This is a genomic window from Atopococcus tabaci DSM 17538 (genome assembly GCF_000429585.1).
In the GTDB taxonomy this organism is placed as follows: Bacteria; Bacillota; Bacilli; order Lactobacillales; family Carnobacteriaceae_A; genus Atopococcus; species Atopococcus tabaci.
Map to the genome: position 1 here is coordinate 1 of NZ_AUCD01000024.1, position 18303 is coordinate 18303.

Consider the following 18303-nt stretch of genomic DNA (forward strand, 5'->3'; position numbering starts at 1 on the left):
GATGTAATCAACTTCACCTTGAGGAAGTTGAATAGGTTTACGTCCACATTTTTGTTTGTTTTCTTTGTATTCTAGATAAATATCGATCGCTGTTTTACCCGTTTTCAACTTCCTGATTACTCTGTAGACTGCTTCATGACCTCGCTTAAGCTTTTTAGCAATCTCGCGACCACTGAGATTAATGGCAAAGTATTCTTCTATGAATATGAGTTCTGTTTTGGTAAGATGGGTGTACGACATGTATGGTGCACTCTCCTTAGCTTTGGTAGGTTAATTTGAGTGTATCATAACATGTCTTTTTTCTGTCTCGCTTAATTATACAATCCACGAAACAAAAAGCTGGTCAGAAAGCACGTGGAAAAAATAATTGACTGGAAACCAGAAAAAATTGTCCTTTCTCATGGAGACATCTTTACCGAAAATGCAGTTGAAGAAATCAAAAGAGCGTTTCGTTGGGCATTGAAATAGCCGCTCCAATGCTTCGAGCACGACAGAGTCCATTGAATAGGAGAGAAAAGTTATGACGTTTCCCGGAAACTAAAGGCAGCATCCATCATCAAAAGAACTCCTGTGAACAGTGCTGTTCACAGGAGTTCTTTTTTGCCTATGCAAATGTTTTTATGGAAAGTAAATTTTAACCATCACTTTGTCTTTTTCTTCGGAATGAAATTTCGAAGAAACGTGTATTTCTCCCGATCATTTTCAACATAAAGATAACCGAACACACTGAAGACCACCGCACCGACCAGATTGACAAACAGGTCTTTCATCGTATCGATCAGTCCGATATCCAGGTATCCACCCTCAATAACCGTTTCAACCGTATTGCCGGAAGCATCCGTGCTTTCCACCACGGTGCGCTGAATGTCTTCGATGTGATAAACCGCATTTTGTCCTCCGCCGAGTTCAACTGTATGAATCTCCTGCACAATCCGGTCTTTCTGCATGTCGAAGTCCAACCATTGATCAGCGGAATATTCGAAAAATTCCCACATGACTCCGACCGTCATGGAAAAACAAAACGTCATGATGGAAATGAACAGCGGTGTTAAGTTCAGGCCTACAATGTTTTTGTTCATCAAATAAACCAACGAAAATCCCACACCACCGGCCAGAAAACCGTTGATCGCATGCAAGGCAGTGTCCCAAGCGGAGAAATACCCATAAAAATCGCTCAATTCGCCTAAAATGGTGGAGCTGAAAACAAAAGAAATGAGGATGACTTCCAGCACGTTAGGCAACTCAATTTTTAATTTGCGTTCTATCCAATACGGGGCGGAAAACAAAACAAGGGTCAGCCCAAGAAGCAAAACATTTCCCCATCGTTGCATGCTGATTTGGCTGATGAGCATCCCCACCGCAATGAGCCGGTAAACGACGTAGACCATTTTCGTCTTTCTTTCAGCTGTTTGGGTGCTGTTGACAAAGAACTTCTTTAACAGATTCATAATATACATCCTTAATCCAATATTTAACCACTAAACAGAATACCACACCGGCACTGAGTTTACGAGGGAAGAATAGAGGTGCATTGAGCATATAGTCTGACCGACGAAATGAAGAGTGGTATTATGTAAAAAGAGTGACCGAACGGATCAATATCAACACTCGTTTATATGAAAGGATGAATTTTGGATGTCGAACAAACAAAGTGGAGGCATACTCGTTTTATTTGGGGCCACAGGCGATCTTGCGAGTCGCATGCTGCTGCCGGCTTTGCACCAGTTGTACCAACGCGGCTTGATTTCAGAAAATTTTGCCTTGATCGGAGCGGCACGCACAGAAATGACCGATGAGGAATTTCAAGAACAGGTGCGGGAAGCGGTGGAGAACGGCCCGAATTTTGAAAAATTGGATAAAACGTTCCTTCAACACTGCCGTTACCAGACCACAGACAATACAAAAGTAGAAGACTTGAAGCAGCTACGTAAAAAAATGGAGTCGATGGCAAAAGAATTTGACACGCCGGAAGAGTACATTTATTACTACTCCATCGCACCGGAGATATACGATGAAACCACGACGAACATTAAAGAAGCACAGCTTACGGAACTGAACGGAAACCACCGGGTGATTGTGGAAAAACCGGTCGGTGACAGCTTGGAGACTGCGGAAGAATACCATCAAATTCTCCACAAAGTGTTTGATGAAGAAGACATCTTTTTCATGGACCACTTCCCGGGGATGGACTTTATCCAAAATATTTTGGCGACCCGGTATTACAATCCATTCATTGAAGGAATCTGGAACAACCAATTCGTCGAAAATATCCAAATTTCTCTTCCGGAAAATCTGTCGATTGAAGACCGCGGCAGTTTTTATGATGAAAACGGGGCACTGCTGGACATGTTCCAAAACCATCTGCTGCAAATCTTGACTTTGGTAGCGATGGAGCTGCCGGATGAATTGACTGCGGAGAACATTCACATGAAAAAATTGGAAGTTTTGAAAAACGTGCCGACTTTCACCAAAGAACAGGTCGAGGAAAAAGTCGTGCGCGGGCAGTACAAAGCGGACAGCGAAGGGAAATTCAACAGTTACCGCAGTGAACAGGATGTGCCGAGTGACAGCAACACGGATACGTATGTTGCCATTGAGTTGGAGGTGGATACACCCCGGTGGAAGGGCGTGCCGTTTTATGTGCGGACTGGGAAAGCGTTGATCGAACAGCACACAGCTGTAGATGTAATGCTCAAGCCGGCAAAAGGAATGGAATCCGATGTGGCTCCGCGCTTGTCGTTCATGGCCGAGCCGGCTCAAGGAATGTCCTTGGTGCTGAACCAAAAAATGCCGAACAACGAGTACGAACCGCTGACCACTTTCATCGGCCCGGATCAAAAGAGTTTTGAGGATAAATACATTCCGCACCCGTATGAAAATATGGTGCAGGAGGCTCTGGCCGGGGACCGTACTTATTTCACAACGTTTGAAGAAATCAAAGAACAATGGCGTATCACCGACAGCATTGCCGCCGCATGGAAAGAACTGCCGGAACCGGACTTTCCAAATTACCGCGCAAACACGTTTGGGCCGATTGAAGCCGAAGAACTGTTGGCGAAAAACAATCATACGTGGGTGAAACGCATTTAGGAAAAAGAACGAGTATAATTTTGTCAGTATGGAGGAAACACATGTCAGTCAATTGGAAAGAGTTTATCATTTATTCAGTCGCTTCAATCATTGGAATCACCTTCATCAGCTTTGGGGCAGCCCTGAGTGAGACGATGAATATGGGATTGGATCCATTTACCGCCATCAACCGAGGAGCATCCTCTTTGTTGGGATTCAGTTTAGGAAATTTTCAGCTTGTCGTGAACCTCATCCTTCTAGCCATCGTCTTTTTCATGAAACGCTCACTGATTGGTTGGGGAACCATCTATAACATGGTATTGGTGGGGTACCAGGTGGATTTCTTCAACGGGTTGTTTGGAAACATGTTTGATCCGGAAGGGATGAGCTTGGGAATCCGTATATTGATTACGGTGGTTGCCATCGCCATCTTCACGTTCGGTGTCGCGGTATATATGGATGCCGATATGGGCGTTTCACCTTACGATGCCGTCGCTCCTGTCATCACTGACCGGACAGGCTGGAAGTACACGCCGGTGAGAGTCGCAACCGATTTGCTGGTGGTTCTTGGAGCTTATTTGCTTGGCGGTCCTGTCGGAATATCGACACTCATCACCGGATTCTTTGCCGGTCCGCTGATTTCGTTCTTTTCGGATAAAATTACGCAGCCGATGATGAACAAATTGGAAGAAGCATCTTAAACAGTGGCCGTTAAATAAGTCCATAATAAGTCATTTTAAAAAAACGTTAGGTATTTGCGGGAATGCGTGGTACACTGTGTTTAACATATTGTAAGAGACCACGAAGAACTGTGTGAAAGCATTCCGGATCGGCCCTTAAGCAACTATGTAAATACATGTGCCACAGGCACGAAAAGGATGTTTTAAAATGGAACAAGGTACAGTGAAATGGTTTAACGCAGACAAAGGTTTTGGATTCATCGAACGCGACGGAGCAGACGACGTATTCGTCCACTTCTCCGCAATCCAAACAGACGGTTTCAAAACATTGGATGAAGGCCAAGCAGTAACGTTTGACGTTGAAGAAGGCAACCGCGGACTTCAAGCAGCAAACGTTTCTAAAGCATAATTCATTAAAAATGTACAGGCAAGGACACGAATTCGTGTCCTTGTTTTTTTTTTGTGGTTTCAGACGGAGCTTTTTCATCGGCAGTAAAGGGACGGAGAAGTAAGCCGAATGTTTTGACCATGATAATTTTAAGACTTTATAATATAGGTAGAGACAGTTAGAAGTCTGTAAAAGGGAGAGGTGAAAAAACATGGGACGAATTTTATGGGGGATTATTGTAGCCTTGCTTGTTTTCTGGTTGATTGGATTTATTCTTGAAATTGGAGGAGCGTTGATTCACTTCCTTCTGATTGTTGCAGGTATTATCTTTATTTACCAATTGGTTACCGGAAAGAGAAGATTATAGAACCATTTCCAAAGGGGGCTGAAACGACCAAACTGGTCATTTCAGCCTTTTTTTGCGCCCTGAGCCACGTGCCCGACAGTCATCGGGAAACGTTCGGTTGAACGAGATGTGAAAAAAGTTGGACAACCATTGACGAATGGAGGGAAATGTTTATAATCAATTTGATAACATCAGTTAATTTGTGGTAAATTTAAATAATGTAAATCATTCATAGACAGCTTAGGGGAGCGACCCCCAGCATGGAAGGGTTGAAACAAAACGTATGACTGAAAATTTTTGGAAAGAATTGCCGAAGCCGTTTTTCATTTTGGCACCGATGGAAGACGTGACAGATGTCGTGTTTCGTCATGTCATCAGTGAAGCCGGCCGACCGGATGTATTTTTCACAGAATTCACGAACACCGTCAGCTATTGCCACCCGGAAGGCCGCAACAGCGTGCGCGGGCGCTTGACCTTTACAGAAGACGAGCAGCCGATTGTGGCCCATATATGGGGCGACCAGCCGGAATATTTCCGGGAAATGAGCATCGGCATGGCAGAAGAGGGATTCAAAGGAATCGACATCAATATGGGATGCCCGGTACCGAACGTGGCCACAAAAGGCAAAGGGAGCGGCTTGATCCGCCGTCCGGAGGTTGCTGCCGAAATCATTGAAGCTGCCAAGGCAGGCGGTCTGCCAGTCAGCGTCAAAACCCGTCTCGGGTACACCGACGTGGAAGAATGGAGAGACTGGTTGACGCATTTGTTGAAGCAGGACATCGTGAACTTGTCCATCCACTTGCGCACCAGAAAAGAGATGAGCAAATTCGACGCGCACTGGGAAGTGATTCCGGAAATCAAACAGCTGCGTGACGAAATCGCTCCAGATACGCTGTTGACCATCAACGGAGACATTCCAAACCGCCAAGTGGGGATGGAATTGGTCGAAAAATACGGAGTGGACGGAGTCATGATCGGACGCGGTGTCTTCACCAACCCGTTTGCCTTCGAAAAAGAGCCGAGAGAACACACCAGCAAAGAGCTTTTGGACTTGTTGAGACTGCACATGGACCTTTTCGACAAGTATTCCGAAGACGTGCCGCGGTCATTCAAACCGTTGCGCCGCTTTTTCAAAATTTATGTCCGCGGCATCCGTGGAGCGAGCGGATTGCGGAACGATTTGATGGAAACAGAAACCACAGATGACGTACGGTCATTGGTTGATGAATTTGAACGGAACATGGAAATGGAAACGGTGGAGCTGCAGCACGCTGCGCAAAAATAAGACTCGAAAGAGGGGTTGTCTCGAAAGGGGGCGGCTCCTCTTTTTCTGTTTGATTCAGATGCAGAAAGAAACATGGTATAGTGAAGTTGATAAAACAGTGAACACCGGAGGGAAGAAGATGGAAGCGGAAAAGAACGCAGTATACAACAATCAACGAATGGCGGGTGTGTGGCTGATTTATATTGGAACCGTTATCTTGGCGGCGGCTTTTTTGGGTGGAAAGCTTCTTATCCAACCGTTCGTGATGGGAATCGGCTTTTGTGTGGGGTACTTCTTGATATTTGGGCTGCCTTTTGTGGGCCGCAAACTGTCTTATGGAAAAGACACGAAGTTTCAGCAACGAATGGATAATTTGTCCGTTCTATTGTCTGTTGTTCTCTGTACGATTGCGGGAATAGTGATTGGCTTTGAAGACGCACGGTTGGTTTGGCTGCTGATTCTTCTTTTTATTGGGCTTCACTTTTTCGGGTTTTACTTTTCGCAAGGAAAACTGATGCTTTTGCTCGGGATATTGACGACGCTGAACGCCTTGGCCGGCTTATGGCTGGTCCACATGCCGTTCCTCTTTTTTGCGGTAATGGACAGCGTGTGGAAGATTGGATTTGGAATAAAATTCCTTTCTATGAAACGTGAGGATGCTGCGGCCTGAATCGCCGTCTGTTTTGCAGACAAAAAAGAAAGTAAATGCTGCACCTACACACGTCGATATACTGGAAAAATCGGCCGGTAATTTGTACACTGAAACCAAGAAAGAGCAGTGGAAAAAAGAGGAGTATTTTTATGGATAAAAAACAGTCGAAGCCCTCTTCTGACACTATCCAGCCGTTCCGCATCGATGTTCCTCAAATGGAGGTAGATGATTTAAGGGACCGATTGGCACGCACCCGTTGGCCGAAAAAACTTCCCGAAACTGATTGGGATCGAGGCGTACCGCTGCACTATTTGAAGAAAGTGGCCGAACATTGGGAAAAAGACTACAAATGGCGTAAATACGAAGCAAAGCTCAATAAATTTCCTCAGTTTCTCACTAATATTGATGGCCAACCCCTCCACTTCCTGCACATTCAATCTCCTGAACCTGAAGCCACACCGTTGATGCTCCTCCATGGCTGGCCGGGATCTTTTATCGAATTTCTTAGCACCATCGACCTGTTGACCAATCCCCGTGACCACGGAGGAAAGCCTGAAGATGCCTTTCATCTGATCATTCCATCCCTTCCAGGGTTTGAATATTCTTCGCCTTTGAACGGTCCGGGATGGACGCCCGGTCGTATGGCGGAAGTGCTCGTCAAGTTGATGGACCGATTGGGCTACGAGCGATTTGGCGTGCAAGGCGGAGACACCGGTTCGTTCGTCGCTGAAGAAATTGGCCATCTGGCACCTGAACGTCTCATCGGCATTCATTTGAATGCCTTCTTCACCTTTCCATCCGGAGAAGAAGGGGAGCTGGAAGGTTTGTCAGAAGGGGAACAAGCGGGTTTGTCCAAAATGGAAACCTTCAGGGGGCTTGGTCTCACTTTCCCAAGATGTAGAGGTCAAACAGCTGGCTGACAAAGAACACAACATCGTGCAATGGAACGAATACGACAAGGGCGGACACTTCTTTGCCTTCGAACAACCGGAAACCCTTGTAGAGGACGTCCGGCAATTTTTCCGCCGCATCCAATCGCAGTGACCTGCTGCGCAGATTCGAAAGGAGAACGAATCATGGAACCACGGATGACTGAACGAGAGGCGTTTCGTATAATCGGCATAAAAAAATCGTTCCACTTTGATGATGAATTTGGGCAATCCAAAGAAATACACCGCTTTTGGCGCGCCCTCGATGAAGACGGCACTTTGGATTATTTAATCGGACTGAGCAGCGGGCAGATTATGGGAATGATTGGTGCAACACTGAGTGCAAACGAAGTAACCAATCAAATGGATTACCTGGTAGCGGTGGAATTCAAAGGAAACACCCCCGAAGACTTCATCCAACACGATGTTCCGGCCGCAAAATGGGCGGTATTTGAAGTCACCGGAGTGGTGGAAGAAGTCGTGCCTCAAACATGGGAAAAAATTTATGCTCAGTGGCTTCCGACCAGTGATTATGAACTTGGTGATGCCCCCTTGCTGGAAGTGTATAAAACACGGGATCCTTACAGTCCCAAAGCGAAATTTGAGATTTGGGTGCCGGTCAAATAAGTGGTGTTCAAAAACTCCCTAATAGTCAGATTCTTTCATCCTGACTGTTAGGGAGTTTTTTTGTCGAAGGCAAGATAAGATGAGTACAACATCTAGACGTTGCATAAAATACAGTATTTATACAGAAAAAAGATAAGAATTTGGATAAAAAAGTTATAAAAAGTTGTAATACCCATTTGTGTGTGCTACGCTTGGGAGCGACACTAATGGAGGTTTGTGCATATGACAAGTAAATTAAAATTTATCGTATTATCTGTTCTTGGGTTTGTTTTCTTTTTGGTGCCTTTTGAAATCAAAGGAGAAAGTAAAATTATCATCTCCCATATCGTAGATTTCATCACCACTCATTTTTTAGATTCTTTTCTTTTCTTTACATCTATTGTTTCATGGGTCGTTTTGGTGGCCACCATTATTTTCATCTTTTATTCTTCAAATAACAAATTTTTGAATGCTGTATTCAAAGCGTCTCCGTTGAATGCCGGATTAAGAATTGTGGGTTCCTTTTTGTACTTAATGGTCTTTTATGGCTGGTTTGAAACGGCTGCTTTTTCAAGTGTCATTTTAAATCCTGACACAGGCGGGTTGATGGCAGGAGAGAGCGGTTTGTTGACCACGCTGTACATCACCTTCTTCGTGGGACTTCTCGCCTTGCCGTTGCTGACCCACTTTGGGATTGTGGAATTTATCGGAATCTTGATCGGTCCGGTTGTGGAAAAAGTGTTTAAAGTACCCGGGTACTCCATGATTGACGCCATCGCTTCTTTTGTCGGCGACGGAACAATCGGTATCTTGGTGACAGACAATCAATACCAAAGAGGGTACTACAATAAAAGAGAAGCGTATGTCATTGCAACCAGCTTTTCTATTGTGGGGATCGCCTTTGCAGCTGCGGTCGCGGAAGAGTTGGGATTTGGCTCTATCTTTCCCATTTTCTATGGATCCATCGTGGTCGTGACGCTCATCTTGGCGTTTATCACGTCGCGTCTGCCACTCAAGAAGTTCCCGCCGACTTACTATAAGGGAAAAGAGCCGAAAAATGCAGAGATTCCGGAAGGAAAAAACCTTTTTGGACATGCATACGACTCAGCGATTACTCAGGCTGGACAAACAAGAATCGGCGACGTTGCCAAGGAAGCATTCAAAAATGTTGTAAACATCTATGTCAGCTTTATCCCGGTCATCATGGCGGTAGGGACCTTGTCTCTCATTATCGCAGAATACACCTCGTTTTTTGATATCATCAGTGCGCCGCTGGTCTATATTTATGGTCTGTTCGGCTACAGCAGAGAAGTAGCCACAACCATGGCGCCAGCATCGGTGGCAGGATTTGCAGATATGTATCTGCCGGCTTTGTTCATCACCGAATCGCCGTCGGAAGCTTCGCGCTTTTTTGTCGGGGTGTTGGCGTTCACGCAATTGGTCTTTATGTCTGAAACCGGAATGATTCTCGTAAAAACAAAAATCGGCATGAATTTCTGGGATGTGGCAAAAGTGTTTCTTTACCGGACGCTCCTTTCCATCCCGATTCTGGTCGTCATTACCAATGTGTTGGCTGCCTTTAACGTGCTGTCATTTTAATGAAACGGACCGCATCAGTTTCGACTGGTGTGGTTTTTTTTCTGTTCTAGAACAAATCGATTGGGGGTGGACAGAATATATGTAGTAAACTGAACACAAGAAGGCATAAATCAAACGAAGGAGAAAGGGACGTGACAACCAAAACGTGTATCATCACCGGCGCGAATGCTGGAATCGGGAAAGAGGCTGCCGTTCAAATCGCCAATCAAGGGTACCATGTGGTGCTGGCCTGCAGGAACGCTGCGCGTGGAGAAGCGGCATTGAAAGAAGTGCAAACAAGAATCACTTCCGGTTCGGTGGAATTGAGGTTGGTGGACATGTCACTGCAGTCTTCCATCAAGACGTTTGCTCGTTCTTTTTTGGAGAAATATTCAACGTTGGATGTCTTGATCCATAATGCAGCCAAGTTTGACATCGCAGAAAAAGAGCCGGTCTTCACCAGTGAAGGAATTGAAAGTGTGTGGGCCACGAACCATGTGGGGCCGGTCCTTCTCACGGAGCTTCTTTTAGGCGCGTTGGAAAAGAGTTCTCAAGGGCGTGTCCTCACCGTTTCTTCCAAGGGACTGCTGTCGTTTCCATTCTTAAAAGTCGATCTAAAAGACCCCGAATTTCGTGAAAGGAAATTCAGTGTCGCCAAAGCGTATTACCAGTCCAAACTGGCACAGGTGATGTACACGTACTGGCTAGCCGAACGGTTGTCACACACGCGCGTGACGGTCAACTGTATCCGCGTGACCAATGTGAAGATCGACCTCAACCGTTACCCCGATATAGGTAGAGCCGCGCAGACGGCGTATAAACTGAAGAGCAAGTTTTCCATCACACCGGAAGAGATGGCCCACACATATACGCACGTGGCCACTTCTGTCGAACTGGACAGAGTGACCGGTAAACACTTTGGTGAGAGAAATCAACCGGTATCTTCGTCCAAATATAGTCGGGACATCACACAGCAGAAGAAAGTGATGGCGCTCACGAAGGCCTATTTGGAAAACACGTTGTAACGATTTGGACACAATTATCCCTTTATTCCGGGGAAGCTGGCCTTTTTCATGAATTGGGAGTATACTCATATATGCAATTGATTATATATAGAGGAGTACTTTTGTGAAAAAGGACACAGTTGTTTCGACGAAAGAAATTACCGCCAATCCGGCGCCGCTGGGGTTGATGGGATTTGGGATGACCACCATCTTGTTGAACATACATAATGCGGGATTTTTTGAGTTGGACGCCATGATTTTGGCAATGGGGATTTTTTACGGAGGTTTGGCGCAGGTGATTGCCGGCATCATGGAGTTTAAGAAAAACAATACGTTTGGAACCACCGCGTTCACGTCGTATGGCTTTTTCTAGTTGGCATTGGCGGCGTTGAACATTCTTCCGCTGATGGGATACGGATCGGCACCGAGCTCGTTGTCGATGGCAGCGTTCTTGTTCATGTGGGGATGGTTCACGATGTTTATGTTTGTGGCCACACTGCGCATCAACAAAGCGCTTCAAGTGGTGTTCGGCACTTTGATGGTCTTGTTCTTTTTGTTGGCGCTTGGAAACTTTTTCCAGTCCAGCGTCCTGTTGACCATCGCCGGGTACGAAGGCATCCTCTGCGGATTTACGGCCATTTACGCAGCGATGGCGCAGGTCATCAATGAAGTGTCCGACGAAACGGTTTTGCCGATCGGTGAAGTCGACGCATAACCAACGCAAGACCGGGAGAATCTCCCGGTTTTTTTATGAAAGACAACCACTGTTTATAAACAGATAAAGCGCTTCACCCATGCAAGAACGTTTAAAAAACGTTTTCTTTGCGGAGTGGTTTTGGTAACATAGTAGTGGCCGTCGAGAGCCTGTGAAACAAGCGAAAAGGCATTTTCAAAAAGCAAGGAGAATAAGGATGAAACGAAAAAGGTTACTGGTTGCAGGGGTATTGATGAATGCGGTCCTTTTAGGCGCCTGCATGGGATCCGATGACGGAACCAGTGTCACGGAGGATGCACACAGCAGCGCGGAGCCCCCCTCAAATGACCACACAGAAGACACTTCTGAAACAGAGACAAATTTCGGACAGGAACCAACGGAAGAAGCGGGTCTCACATTGGACATGGAACAAGACATCTTGACCCCATCCAGTTTGGCGGTGCTGGCCAACAAGCAGTACAGCCTGGAAGAAGACTATGCGCCCGAGGACTTGGTGACCGTGGAAGTGCCGACGGTCCTGGAAGACCCGGAAATCAAACAGATGCGGAAAGAAGCGGCGGATGCGTTGAAAGACATGTTCGATGCCGCTGAAAAAGACGGCATCACCTTATTTGCCCGTTCCGGTTACCGGTCATACCAGACACAAGTCAGCTTATTCCAAAACTATGTGTCCAACCACGGGGAAGAAGCGGCCAACAAGTACAGCGCCCGCCCCGGACAAAGCGAACACCAAACCGGTTTGGCGATGGACGTCACCAGCGAAAGCGTCAATTACCAGCTGACCGAAGAATTCGGCAACACCCCGGAAGGCGAATGGGTGCGGGAAAATGCCCACCGCTACGGATTCATCATCCGCTATCCGAAAGGGAAAGAAGCCATCACCGGGTACATTTTTGAACCGTGGCACCTGCGCTATTTAGGCGGGGAGCTGGCGGCGGAGGTCCATGAGAGCGGATTGACCTACGAAGAATACTTAGCAAAGAAGGGATTAGACATTGAAATCGCCGAATAAACACCTGACACTCAAGTCACTGATTGTGCTGCTGGGAATGAGCGGGTACCTGGGCGCCTGCCAAAACGGGGAAGCCGACGGACAAGATGCCGCATCAACGGAAGACTCCGCCACAAGCAGCGTGGCAGAAGTGGATTCCACCCAGCCGGAAGAAACCACGGTCGACATCCGGATTTCCGCGGTGGGAGATATCATGATGCACACCGGTCAAATCGATGGCGGCTACGATGCCCAAACCGATTCCTATGACTTTACTCCGGTGTTTGAACACGTGAAGCCAATTATTCAAGAAGCGGATTTGGCAATGGCCAATTTAGAAACCACTCTGGCGGGACCGGAGCTGCCGTATGCAGGCTACCCGTTGTTCAACGCGCCGGACGAAGTCGCCGATGCGCTGTTGGACACCGGATTTGACACCATCGTCACCGCGAACAACCACAGTTTGGACACCCGCTCGGATGGATTGAAGCGGACCGTTCAAGTATTGAATGAAAAAAGTCTGGAGGCAGTGGGAACTTACAACGAAGCACCGGATTCGCGCGTGTTGTTGAAAAATGTCGAAGGAGTGGAAATCGCCATCATCGGGTATACCGAAATGGCAAACGGCCTGGAAGCACAATATTCCACGGAAGAACTGGACTCCATGATCAATTTGATGAGTGAAGAACAGATTTTAGCGGACATCGAAGAAGCCAAAGAGATGGATCCCGATATGATTTTAGCGTTCATGCACTGGGGAAATGAGTATGCGGCTGAACCAAGCGACGTCCAGACCCAATACGCGGAAATGATGACCCGTGAAGGCGTGGACATCATCCTCGGCAGTCATCCGCACGTCATCCAACGCAGCGAATTCCTGGAAGCGGGAGAAAACGAAGCGCTGGTTGTGTATTCAATGGGGAACTTCGTCTCCAACCAACGACGGGAATCGCTGGGCGAAGGGTTTGAACCCACAGAAGACGGCGTGATCGTCAACCTGAACATTCAAAAAGACGTCGAAACAGGCGAGACGACCCTGCAAAGCGTGGAGTTTGTCCCGACTTGGGTTCACCGGACCCCGGGAGAAAGCGGCTCCGGCTACCAATACCAAATTCTGCCGATTGAATCGTCTTTGGAAACATTGGAACTACCTGAAGAAACCGTCAATCGGATGAAACAATCCTACGAACGAACCCATTCCAGACTTGAATCAGCCACTCTCCAAAACAATTAATCCAAAGAAACCACCGATGATGAACGTCGTCGGTGGTTTTTGTATGGCGCCAACTTGTGGAAGAGGAAAGAAGCGTCAGTGAACAGAATGGAAATGGAAACCAATTAATTCGATTGAGAAGTGTTTTCGATCAAATTATTCGCAAAAAGAGCGGAGCAATTGCTTTGAGAACGCACCTCGGAGCAGTTACTTAAGAAAAGGTACGCTTGTTTCGCTCGAGAAGTTGTCTCAAAGTAAATAACGAGTACGCGGGGCAAATAACTCACTCGAGAAGCCGTCTCGAAGCAGTTACACAGAAACAAATGCTGTTAATTCGTTTGAGAAAAATCATTCATCCGACGAGAAGGCATTCAAAGCTCCGTCCCTTTAACCGGATACCCTTTCTTCTTTGCGGACTCTATTTTGTTTGTCTCCCTATCTTTTTTCCACACATACGGCATGCGCGGTCCCGGGGAAATCGACCTCACCAGGGACAGATGGGAAGAAAAACCGACCCAACTGATCCCGCTGTTGTTGAGCAATATTCGGGTATGGGAACCGGGAGAACACTGGGAGAAGTTTGAAGAAGGCAGACAGGAAGCTCAAGAAAAAGAAGCGGACCGCTTGGTGCAGAGCGGCGTCTTGAAGCAGAAGGAAGACGTGTTTTACCTGTATTTGGATGAACTGGAAGAAGTGGTCCGGACGCATCAAGTGGACTACGCCCAGATTGATGAAAGAAAAACAACGTTCAAGCGGAATGAAAAATTGACGCCGCCGCGTATCATCACTTCCGGCGGCCATGTGCCCTCCACCCAATCTCTCAAAGAAGACATCCCGGAACGAGCTTTGTCCGGCGTGCCGGTTTCTTCCGGTGTGATGGAAGGACGCGCACGGGTGGTCCTTTCCATCCAGGACGCGGAAGTGGAAGCAGGCGACATTCTGGTCACGCGGTTCACCGACCCGAGTTGGACTCCCTTGTTTGCGACCGTACACGGATTTGTCACCGAAATCGGCGGGTTCACCACGCATGGGGCGATTGTGGCCCGCGAGTACGGCCTGCCAGGAGTGGTGGGAGTGGAAAACGCCACGCAAAAGATCCAAGACGAGCAGCGCATCAGAGTGAACGGCACCGAGGGCTATGTGGAAATAGTGGAAGAAACAGATTGAGCTTGCGCAATTGGATCAAATGATGGAAAATAAACTCCGAAGCACCACACGACCTCATCATTTGAACCCAAAGGAGACCCACATGTTTCAATCATTCACTCTTTTCCAACAGGTTGCCCTCGCCGTCATCGGCCTGATCAATCTCGGCACCTTTATTTTGTACTATGTGGACAAGCAGCGGGCCATCCGCCGCCAGTACCGCATTCCAGAAAGAACGCTGCTGCTTGCATCATTTTCTCTCGGAGGAGTCGGCGCCTGGCTCGGCATGTCCACCTTCCGGCACAAAACCAAGCACTGGAAATTCAAACTCAGTGTTCCGGTGGCGGCGCTGATTACCTTGGCGGCTCTATACCTGGTGCTCGACCGCCCAATTTAAGCGAATGAAAGCCTTAAGTGAGGAAGAGAAGTCCTTTTCTTAAGGCTTTTTAACCGTTACCCCCTATCGTTTTGTAAGCAAACATGATATGATAAGGAATGGGTAATGGGGGGCATTCGTGTTGTTTTCTGGTTTGCATACTGGAGCATGGGACAACGGATGGCCTTCTTTTTTATGCTTTGAAGCAACGAGCAAACGTATATACAATAAACAAAGTTATTTTAAACTATCTGGGAGTGGACTACGATATGGATCGTGACTTTATAAAAGATTGCAAACGGATTGTCATCAAAATAGGAACCAATTCCATCATGAAGACCGTCAACCGAGTGGATTACCAAAAAATTGACCGTCTGGCATTTGTCTGTTCAACACTGCAGCAGGAAGGGAAAGAGATCATCCTCGTCTCATCCGGTGCGGTGGGAGTGGGGGCCAGCATCTTGAAAATGCAGGAATACCCCAAAGACATCGCCGAACAGCAAGCCGTGTCTTCTGTCGGCCAAAGTGCACTGATGAATTTGTACAGCCGGTTCTTCCAACATTACAATCAGTTTGTCGGTCAAATTTTGATGACACGCGACGTCATCGATTTTCCGCTCTCATATGAAAACAGCCGGACCGCCATCAACTCACTCTTGGAAAAACAAGTCATTCCAATCATCAACGAGAATGACGCCGTTTCCGTGGAAGAAATGAATCATGAAACGAAATTCGGTGACAACGACACGCTTTCCGCGATTGTCGCAAACCTTGTCGACGCCGATTTGTTGATTATTTTGAGCGATGTCGACGGGTTGTATACCGCCAACCCTTCCACAAATCCGGATGCGGAATTGATTCCGTATGTCGGAGAAATCAACGCCGAAGTCCGAAAAATGGCGGGCGGTGCCGGATCTGAATTTGCGACCGGCGGCATGGAAACCAAGCTGAACGCCGCTGAACAGATGCTCGCGAACGACCGGAGCATGATCATCACCAGTTCCGAACGCCCCACCACGCTTTTCAGCATTTTAGAGGGAGTAGAAGTCGGAACACTATTTAAAAAAGCAAAAGGAGACGAGTGAACGAATGGTAGAAATCAACAACGAATTATTGCAAATGGGGAAACAAGCCAAACGTGCCGCGAGATCTCTTCGCAAAACCACCACAAAAGAAAAAAATGAGGCCTTGCTGTTGATCGCCGAAGCACTGGACGCGGAAACAGACGCCATTTTGGAAGCCAACGCCCGCGACATCGCCAATGCCAGAGAACGAGGGTTGGCGGAAGCGATGATTGAACGCTTGACCTTGACCGAGCAGCGCATCGAAGGCATGCAGAACGGTCTGCGCCAAATCGCAGGACTGCCGGATCCAATCACCAAAACCGACACGGAATGGGTCAACGAGCAAGGTTTGCGCATCGCGCGCCGCCGTGTGCCTTTGGGTGTCATCGGCATCATCTATGAATCGCGTCCGAACGTCACTGTGGACGCATCCGGGTTGTCCTTGAAAGCCGGAAACGCCGTGATTTTGCGCGGCGGAAAAGAAGCGTTGAAAAGCAACAAAGCCATCATCCAAGCGATTCAAAAAGGACTGGAGCGCTCCGCCGTTCCGACCGACAGCATCCAATTGATCACCGATCCATCCCGGGAATTGGCGTCCCAATTGATGCGATTCAACCAATGCGTGGACTGCTTGATTCCACGCGGCGGTGCCGGTTTGATTCAGGCGGTCTTGAACCAAGCCACCGTTCCGGTCATCGAAACCGGCGTCGGAAACTGCCACTTGTACGTCCATGAAGCAGCGGACGTGGACATGGCGGCACGCATTTTGATCAACGGCAAAACGCAGCGTCAGTCTGTCTGCAACGCATTGGAATCCCTTGTCATCGACAACGCTGTGGCGGACAAAGTGTTGCCGGTTTTGGCAGAAAAATTGTTGGATCTCAACGTGGAAATCCGCGGCGACGAACGCACACAAGAATTGGTCCAAAAAGCTGTACTGGCGACAGAAGAAGACTATGCGGCAGAATTTTTGGATGACATCATTTCTGTGAAAGTCGTGGACGGATACGAGGAAGCGGTGGCGCACATCGACCAATACTCTACCGGCCACTCGGATGCGATCATCACCAATGATTACCGGGCTGCGCAGGACTTCTTGAACGACATCGATTCTGCGGCTGTTTACGTGAATGCCTCCACACGCTTCACGGACGGCGAGATGTTCGGTTTCGGCGGCGAAATCGGCATCAGCACACAAAAATTGCATGCCCGCGGCCCAATGGGGTTGGACGCATTGACCAGCTACAAATACGTCATCGAAGGCTCCGGCCAAATTCGGGAATAAATAAGGAAAACCTGCTCATCATGAGCAGGTTTTTTTGCGTTCAAGCGGCTCCTCAGAAGTGGACGCGTTTTTATTGACGCACTCCTGAGAAGGCGCAGCCAAAATGGGAGATACTGGTCATAAAAGAGTTATAATGAAAGAAACACAACAAAAGGCGTTTGCCTTATGACCGCTGTAGAAGAATACATCCACTCATTTCCAGACTCCACCCATATCGAATCATGGCCAACCTCACAAACCCTGGAGGTGAAAAATGGACATTTTAGAAATGACGCCGGCGGATATTCCGGCTGTGGTGAACATGGCCCAAATCCTGTACCGTGAAGACGATGCGCCGATGTTGGCGAAAGAATTTGAAGAGATAGTAAGAAGTGAAACAGACGCCGTTTATGTGGCAAGACAAGGAGACACGTATGTCGGATTTATCCATATGGCGTTGCGGTATGAATACGTGGAAGGGGCCGGCGAACCGCCCGTTGCCTACATGGAAGGCATCTACGTAGACCCTGACTTCCGCCAACAACAAATCGCCCGGGAGCTGTCCCGGCAAGGAGAAAAGTGGGCCAAAGAAAAAGGCTGCACACAAGTCGCTTCCGATGCGGAAATCGACAACACCGTCAGCCAGGCGTTCCACCAAAAAATCGGCTTCAAAGAAGTCAACCGTCTCGTCTGTTTTCTTAAGGACATTGACGATGCACCTCTTTGACGGCGATTCATTGGAAGAACCTTCCGTTTGGAAAGATTCGTCTTGCGACGAATCTTTTTTTTAGCCTTTTGAGGTCAACTCATTCCCGAAATATATTTGAGTTGACTTCAGTCTGTCTTTTGACGTTAACTCGTTTAGAATTTTTACTTGAGTTGGCACCAGTTTGCCTTTTGACATCAACTCGTACCTCCATTTCCCCTGAGTTAGCACCAAACTGATTTTTGATGTCGACTCGGTTAAAAAACTTACTTGAGTTGCCTTCATTCACCCAAGAGAACAGAAAAAAGGATG

The 18303-nt window shown here is 47.5% G+C and carries 19 protein-coding genes and 2 pseudogenes; 18 read left to right on the plus strand and 3 right to left on the minus strand.

Annotated features, from left to right (window positions below):
* Positions 1-240 (minus strand): annotated as a pseudogene (locus tag G470_RS0105310) (IS30 family transposase); the annotation flags it as partial.
* A 401-nt stretch (positions 241-641) separates the two neighbouring features.
* Positions 642-1448 (minus strand): DUF2238 domain-containing protein, encoded by an 807-nt coding sequence (locus G470_RS0105320; protein ID WP_028273934.1) that lies wholly within the window; start codon positions 1446-1448, stop codon positions 642-644.
* A 187-nt stretch (positions 1449-1635) separates the two neighbouring features.
* Here G470_RS0105320 and zwf point away from each other — a divergent pair, with 187 nt between their 5' ends.
* From zwf to G470_RS12775, 7 genes are all read left to right on the plus strand, one after another.
* The gene (gene zwf, locus G470_RS0105325) at positions 1636-3090 is read left to right on the plus strand and encodes a glucose-6-phosphate dehydrogenase (protein ID WP_028273935.1); all 1455 of its coding nucleotides are present in this window, start codon (positions 1636-1638) and stop codon (positions 3088-3090) included.
* A gap of 41 nt (positions 3091-3131) precedes the next feature.
* Positions 3132-3770 carry a YczE/YyaS/YitT family protein gene (locus G470_RS0105330; protein WP_028273936.1) on the plus strand — a complete coding sequence of 213 codons (639 nt, stop codon included), beginning with the start codon at positions 3132-3134 and terminating at the stop codon, positions 3768-3770.
* A 187-nt stretch (positions 3771-3957) separates the two neighbouring features.
* Positions 3958-4158 (plus strand): cold-shock protein, encoded by a 201-nt coding sequence (locus tag G470_RS0105335; protein ID WP_028273937.1) that lies wholly within the window; start codon positions 3958-3960, stop codon positions 4156-4158.
* 190 nt (positions 4159-4348) lie between these two features.
* Positions 4349-4504, plus strand: coding sequence for a lmo0937 family membrane protein (locus G470_RS14385; RefSeq protein ID WP_156907958.1), 156 nt, complete (start codon positions 4349-4351; stop codon positions 4502-4504).
* Between the two features lie 262 nt (positions 4505-4766).
* Positions 4767-5768 carry a tRNA dihydrouridine synthase gene (locus tag G470_RS0105345; RefSeq protein WP_028273938.1) on the plus strand — a complete coding sequence of 334 codons (1002 nt, stop codon included), beginning with the start codon at positions 4767-4769 and terminating at the stop codon, positions 5766-5768.
* Between the two features lie 118 nt (positions 5769-5886).
* The gene (locus G470_RS0105350) at positions 5887-6417 is read left to right on the plus strand and encodes a DUF6609 family protein (protein ID WP_156907960.1); all 531 of its coding nucleotides are present in this window, start codon (positions 5887-5889) and stop codon (positions 6415-6417) included.
* 131 nt (positions 6418-6548) lie between these two features.
* The gene (locus tag G470_RS12775) at positions 6549-7319 is read left to right on the plus strand and encodes an epoxide hydrolase family protein (protein ID WP_051258438.1); all 771 of its coding nucleotides are present in this window, start codon (positions 6549-6551) and stop codon (positions 7317-7319) included.
* Here G470_RS12775 and G470_RS14685 read toward each other — a convergent pair.
* A complete protein-coding gene (locus G470_RS14685) occupies positions 7282-7434 on the minus strand; it encodes a hypothetical protein (protein WP_205617891.1) in 153 nt (50 codons plus the stop codon). The genes G470_RS12775 and G470_RS14685 overlap by 38 nt on opposite strands.
* A 41-nt stretch (positions 7435-7475) precedes the next feature.
* On the opposite strand from G470_RS14685, the gene G470_RS0105365 reads away from it, so the two are divergent.
* The 11 genes and pseudogenes from G470_RS0105365 to aac(6') all read left to right on the plus strand — a co-directional run bounded on the left by G470_RS0105365 (position 7476) and on the right by aac(6') (position 18012).
* Positions 7476-7955: a GyrI-like domain-containing protein gene (locus tag G470_RS0105365; protein ID WP_028273940.1), complete on the plus strand. Its 480-nt coding sequence runs from the start codon at positions 7476-7478 to the stop codon at positions 7953-7955.
* A gap of 222 nt (positions 7956-8177) precedes the next feature.
* Complete coding sequence (locus G470_RS0105370) at positions 8178-9533, plus strand: YjiH family protein (protein ID WP_028273941.1); 1356 nt, start codon at positions 8178-8180, stop codon at positions 9531-9533.
* Positions 9534-9664: 131 nt separating this feature from the next.
* Positions 9665-10537: an SDR family NAD(P)-dependent oxidoreductase gene (locus tag G470_RS0105375; protein ID WP_028273942.1), complete on the plus strand. Its 873-nt coding sequence runs from the start codon at positions 9665-9667 to the stop codon at positions 10535-10537.
* A 103-nt stretch (positions 10538-10640) separates the two neighbouring features.
* A pseudogene (locus G470_RS12780) lies at positions 10641-11231 on the plus strand (acetate uptake transporter).
* A 196-nt stretch (positions 11232-11427) separates the two neighbouring features.
* Entirely contained in the window at positions 11428-12243 is an 816-nt protein-coding gene (locus G470_RS0105385) for a M15 family metallopeptidase (protein WP_028273943.1), read from the plus strand.
* Complete coding sequence (locus G470_RS12785; RefSeq protein ID WP_051258439.1) at positions 12227-13456, plus strand: CapA family protein; 1230 nt, start codon at positions 12227-12229, stop codon at positions 13454-13456. Before G470_RS0105385 ends, G470_RS12785 begins: the two co-directional genes overlap by 17 nt.
* Positions 13457-13858: 402 nt before the next feature.
* On the plus strand, positions 13859-14602 hold the full coding sequence (locus G470_RS0105395) for a PEP-utilizing enzyme (protein WP_028273944.1): 744 nt from the start codon (positions 13859-13861) through the stop codon (positions 14600-14602).
* A gap of 82 nt (positions 14603-14684) precedes the next feature.
* Positions 14685-14978, plus strand: coding sequence for a DUF1294 domain-containing protein (locus tag G470_RS0105400; protein WP_051258440.1), 294 nt, complete (start codon positions 14685-14687; stop codon positions 14976-14978).
* A gap of 248 nt (positions 14979-15226) precedes the next feature.
* Positions 15227-16042: a glutamate 5-kinase gene (proB, locus tag G470_RS0105405; protein WP_028273946.1), complete on the plus strand. Its 816-nt coding sequence runs from the start codon at positions 15227-15229 to the stop codon at positions 16040-16042.
* A 4-nt stretch (positions 16043-16046) separates the two neighbouring features.
* Positions 16047-17306, plus strand: coding sequence for a glutamate-5-semialdehyde dehydrogenase (locus tag G470_RS0105410; protein WP_035445147.1), 1260 nt, complete (start codon positions 16047-16049; stop codon positions 17304-17306).
* Positions 17307-17559: 253 nt separating this feature from the next.
* Positions 17560-18012: an aminoglycoside 6'-N-acetyltransferase gene (gene aac(6'), locus G470_RS0105415; protein WP_028273948.1), complete on the plus strand. Its 453-nt coding sequence runs from the start codon at positions 17560-17562 to the stop codon at positions 18010-18012.
* Positions 18013-18303 lie beyond the last annotated feature (291 nt).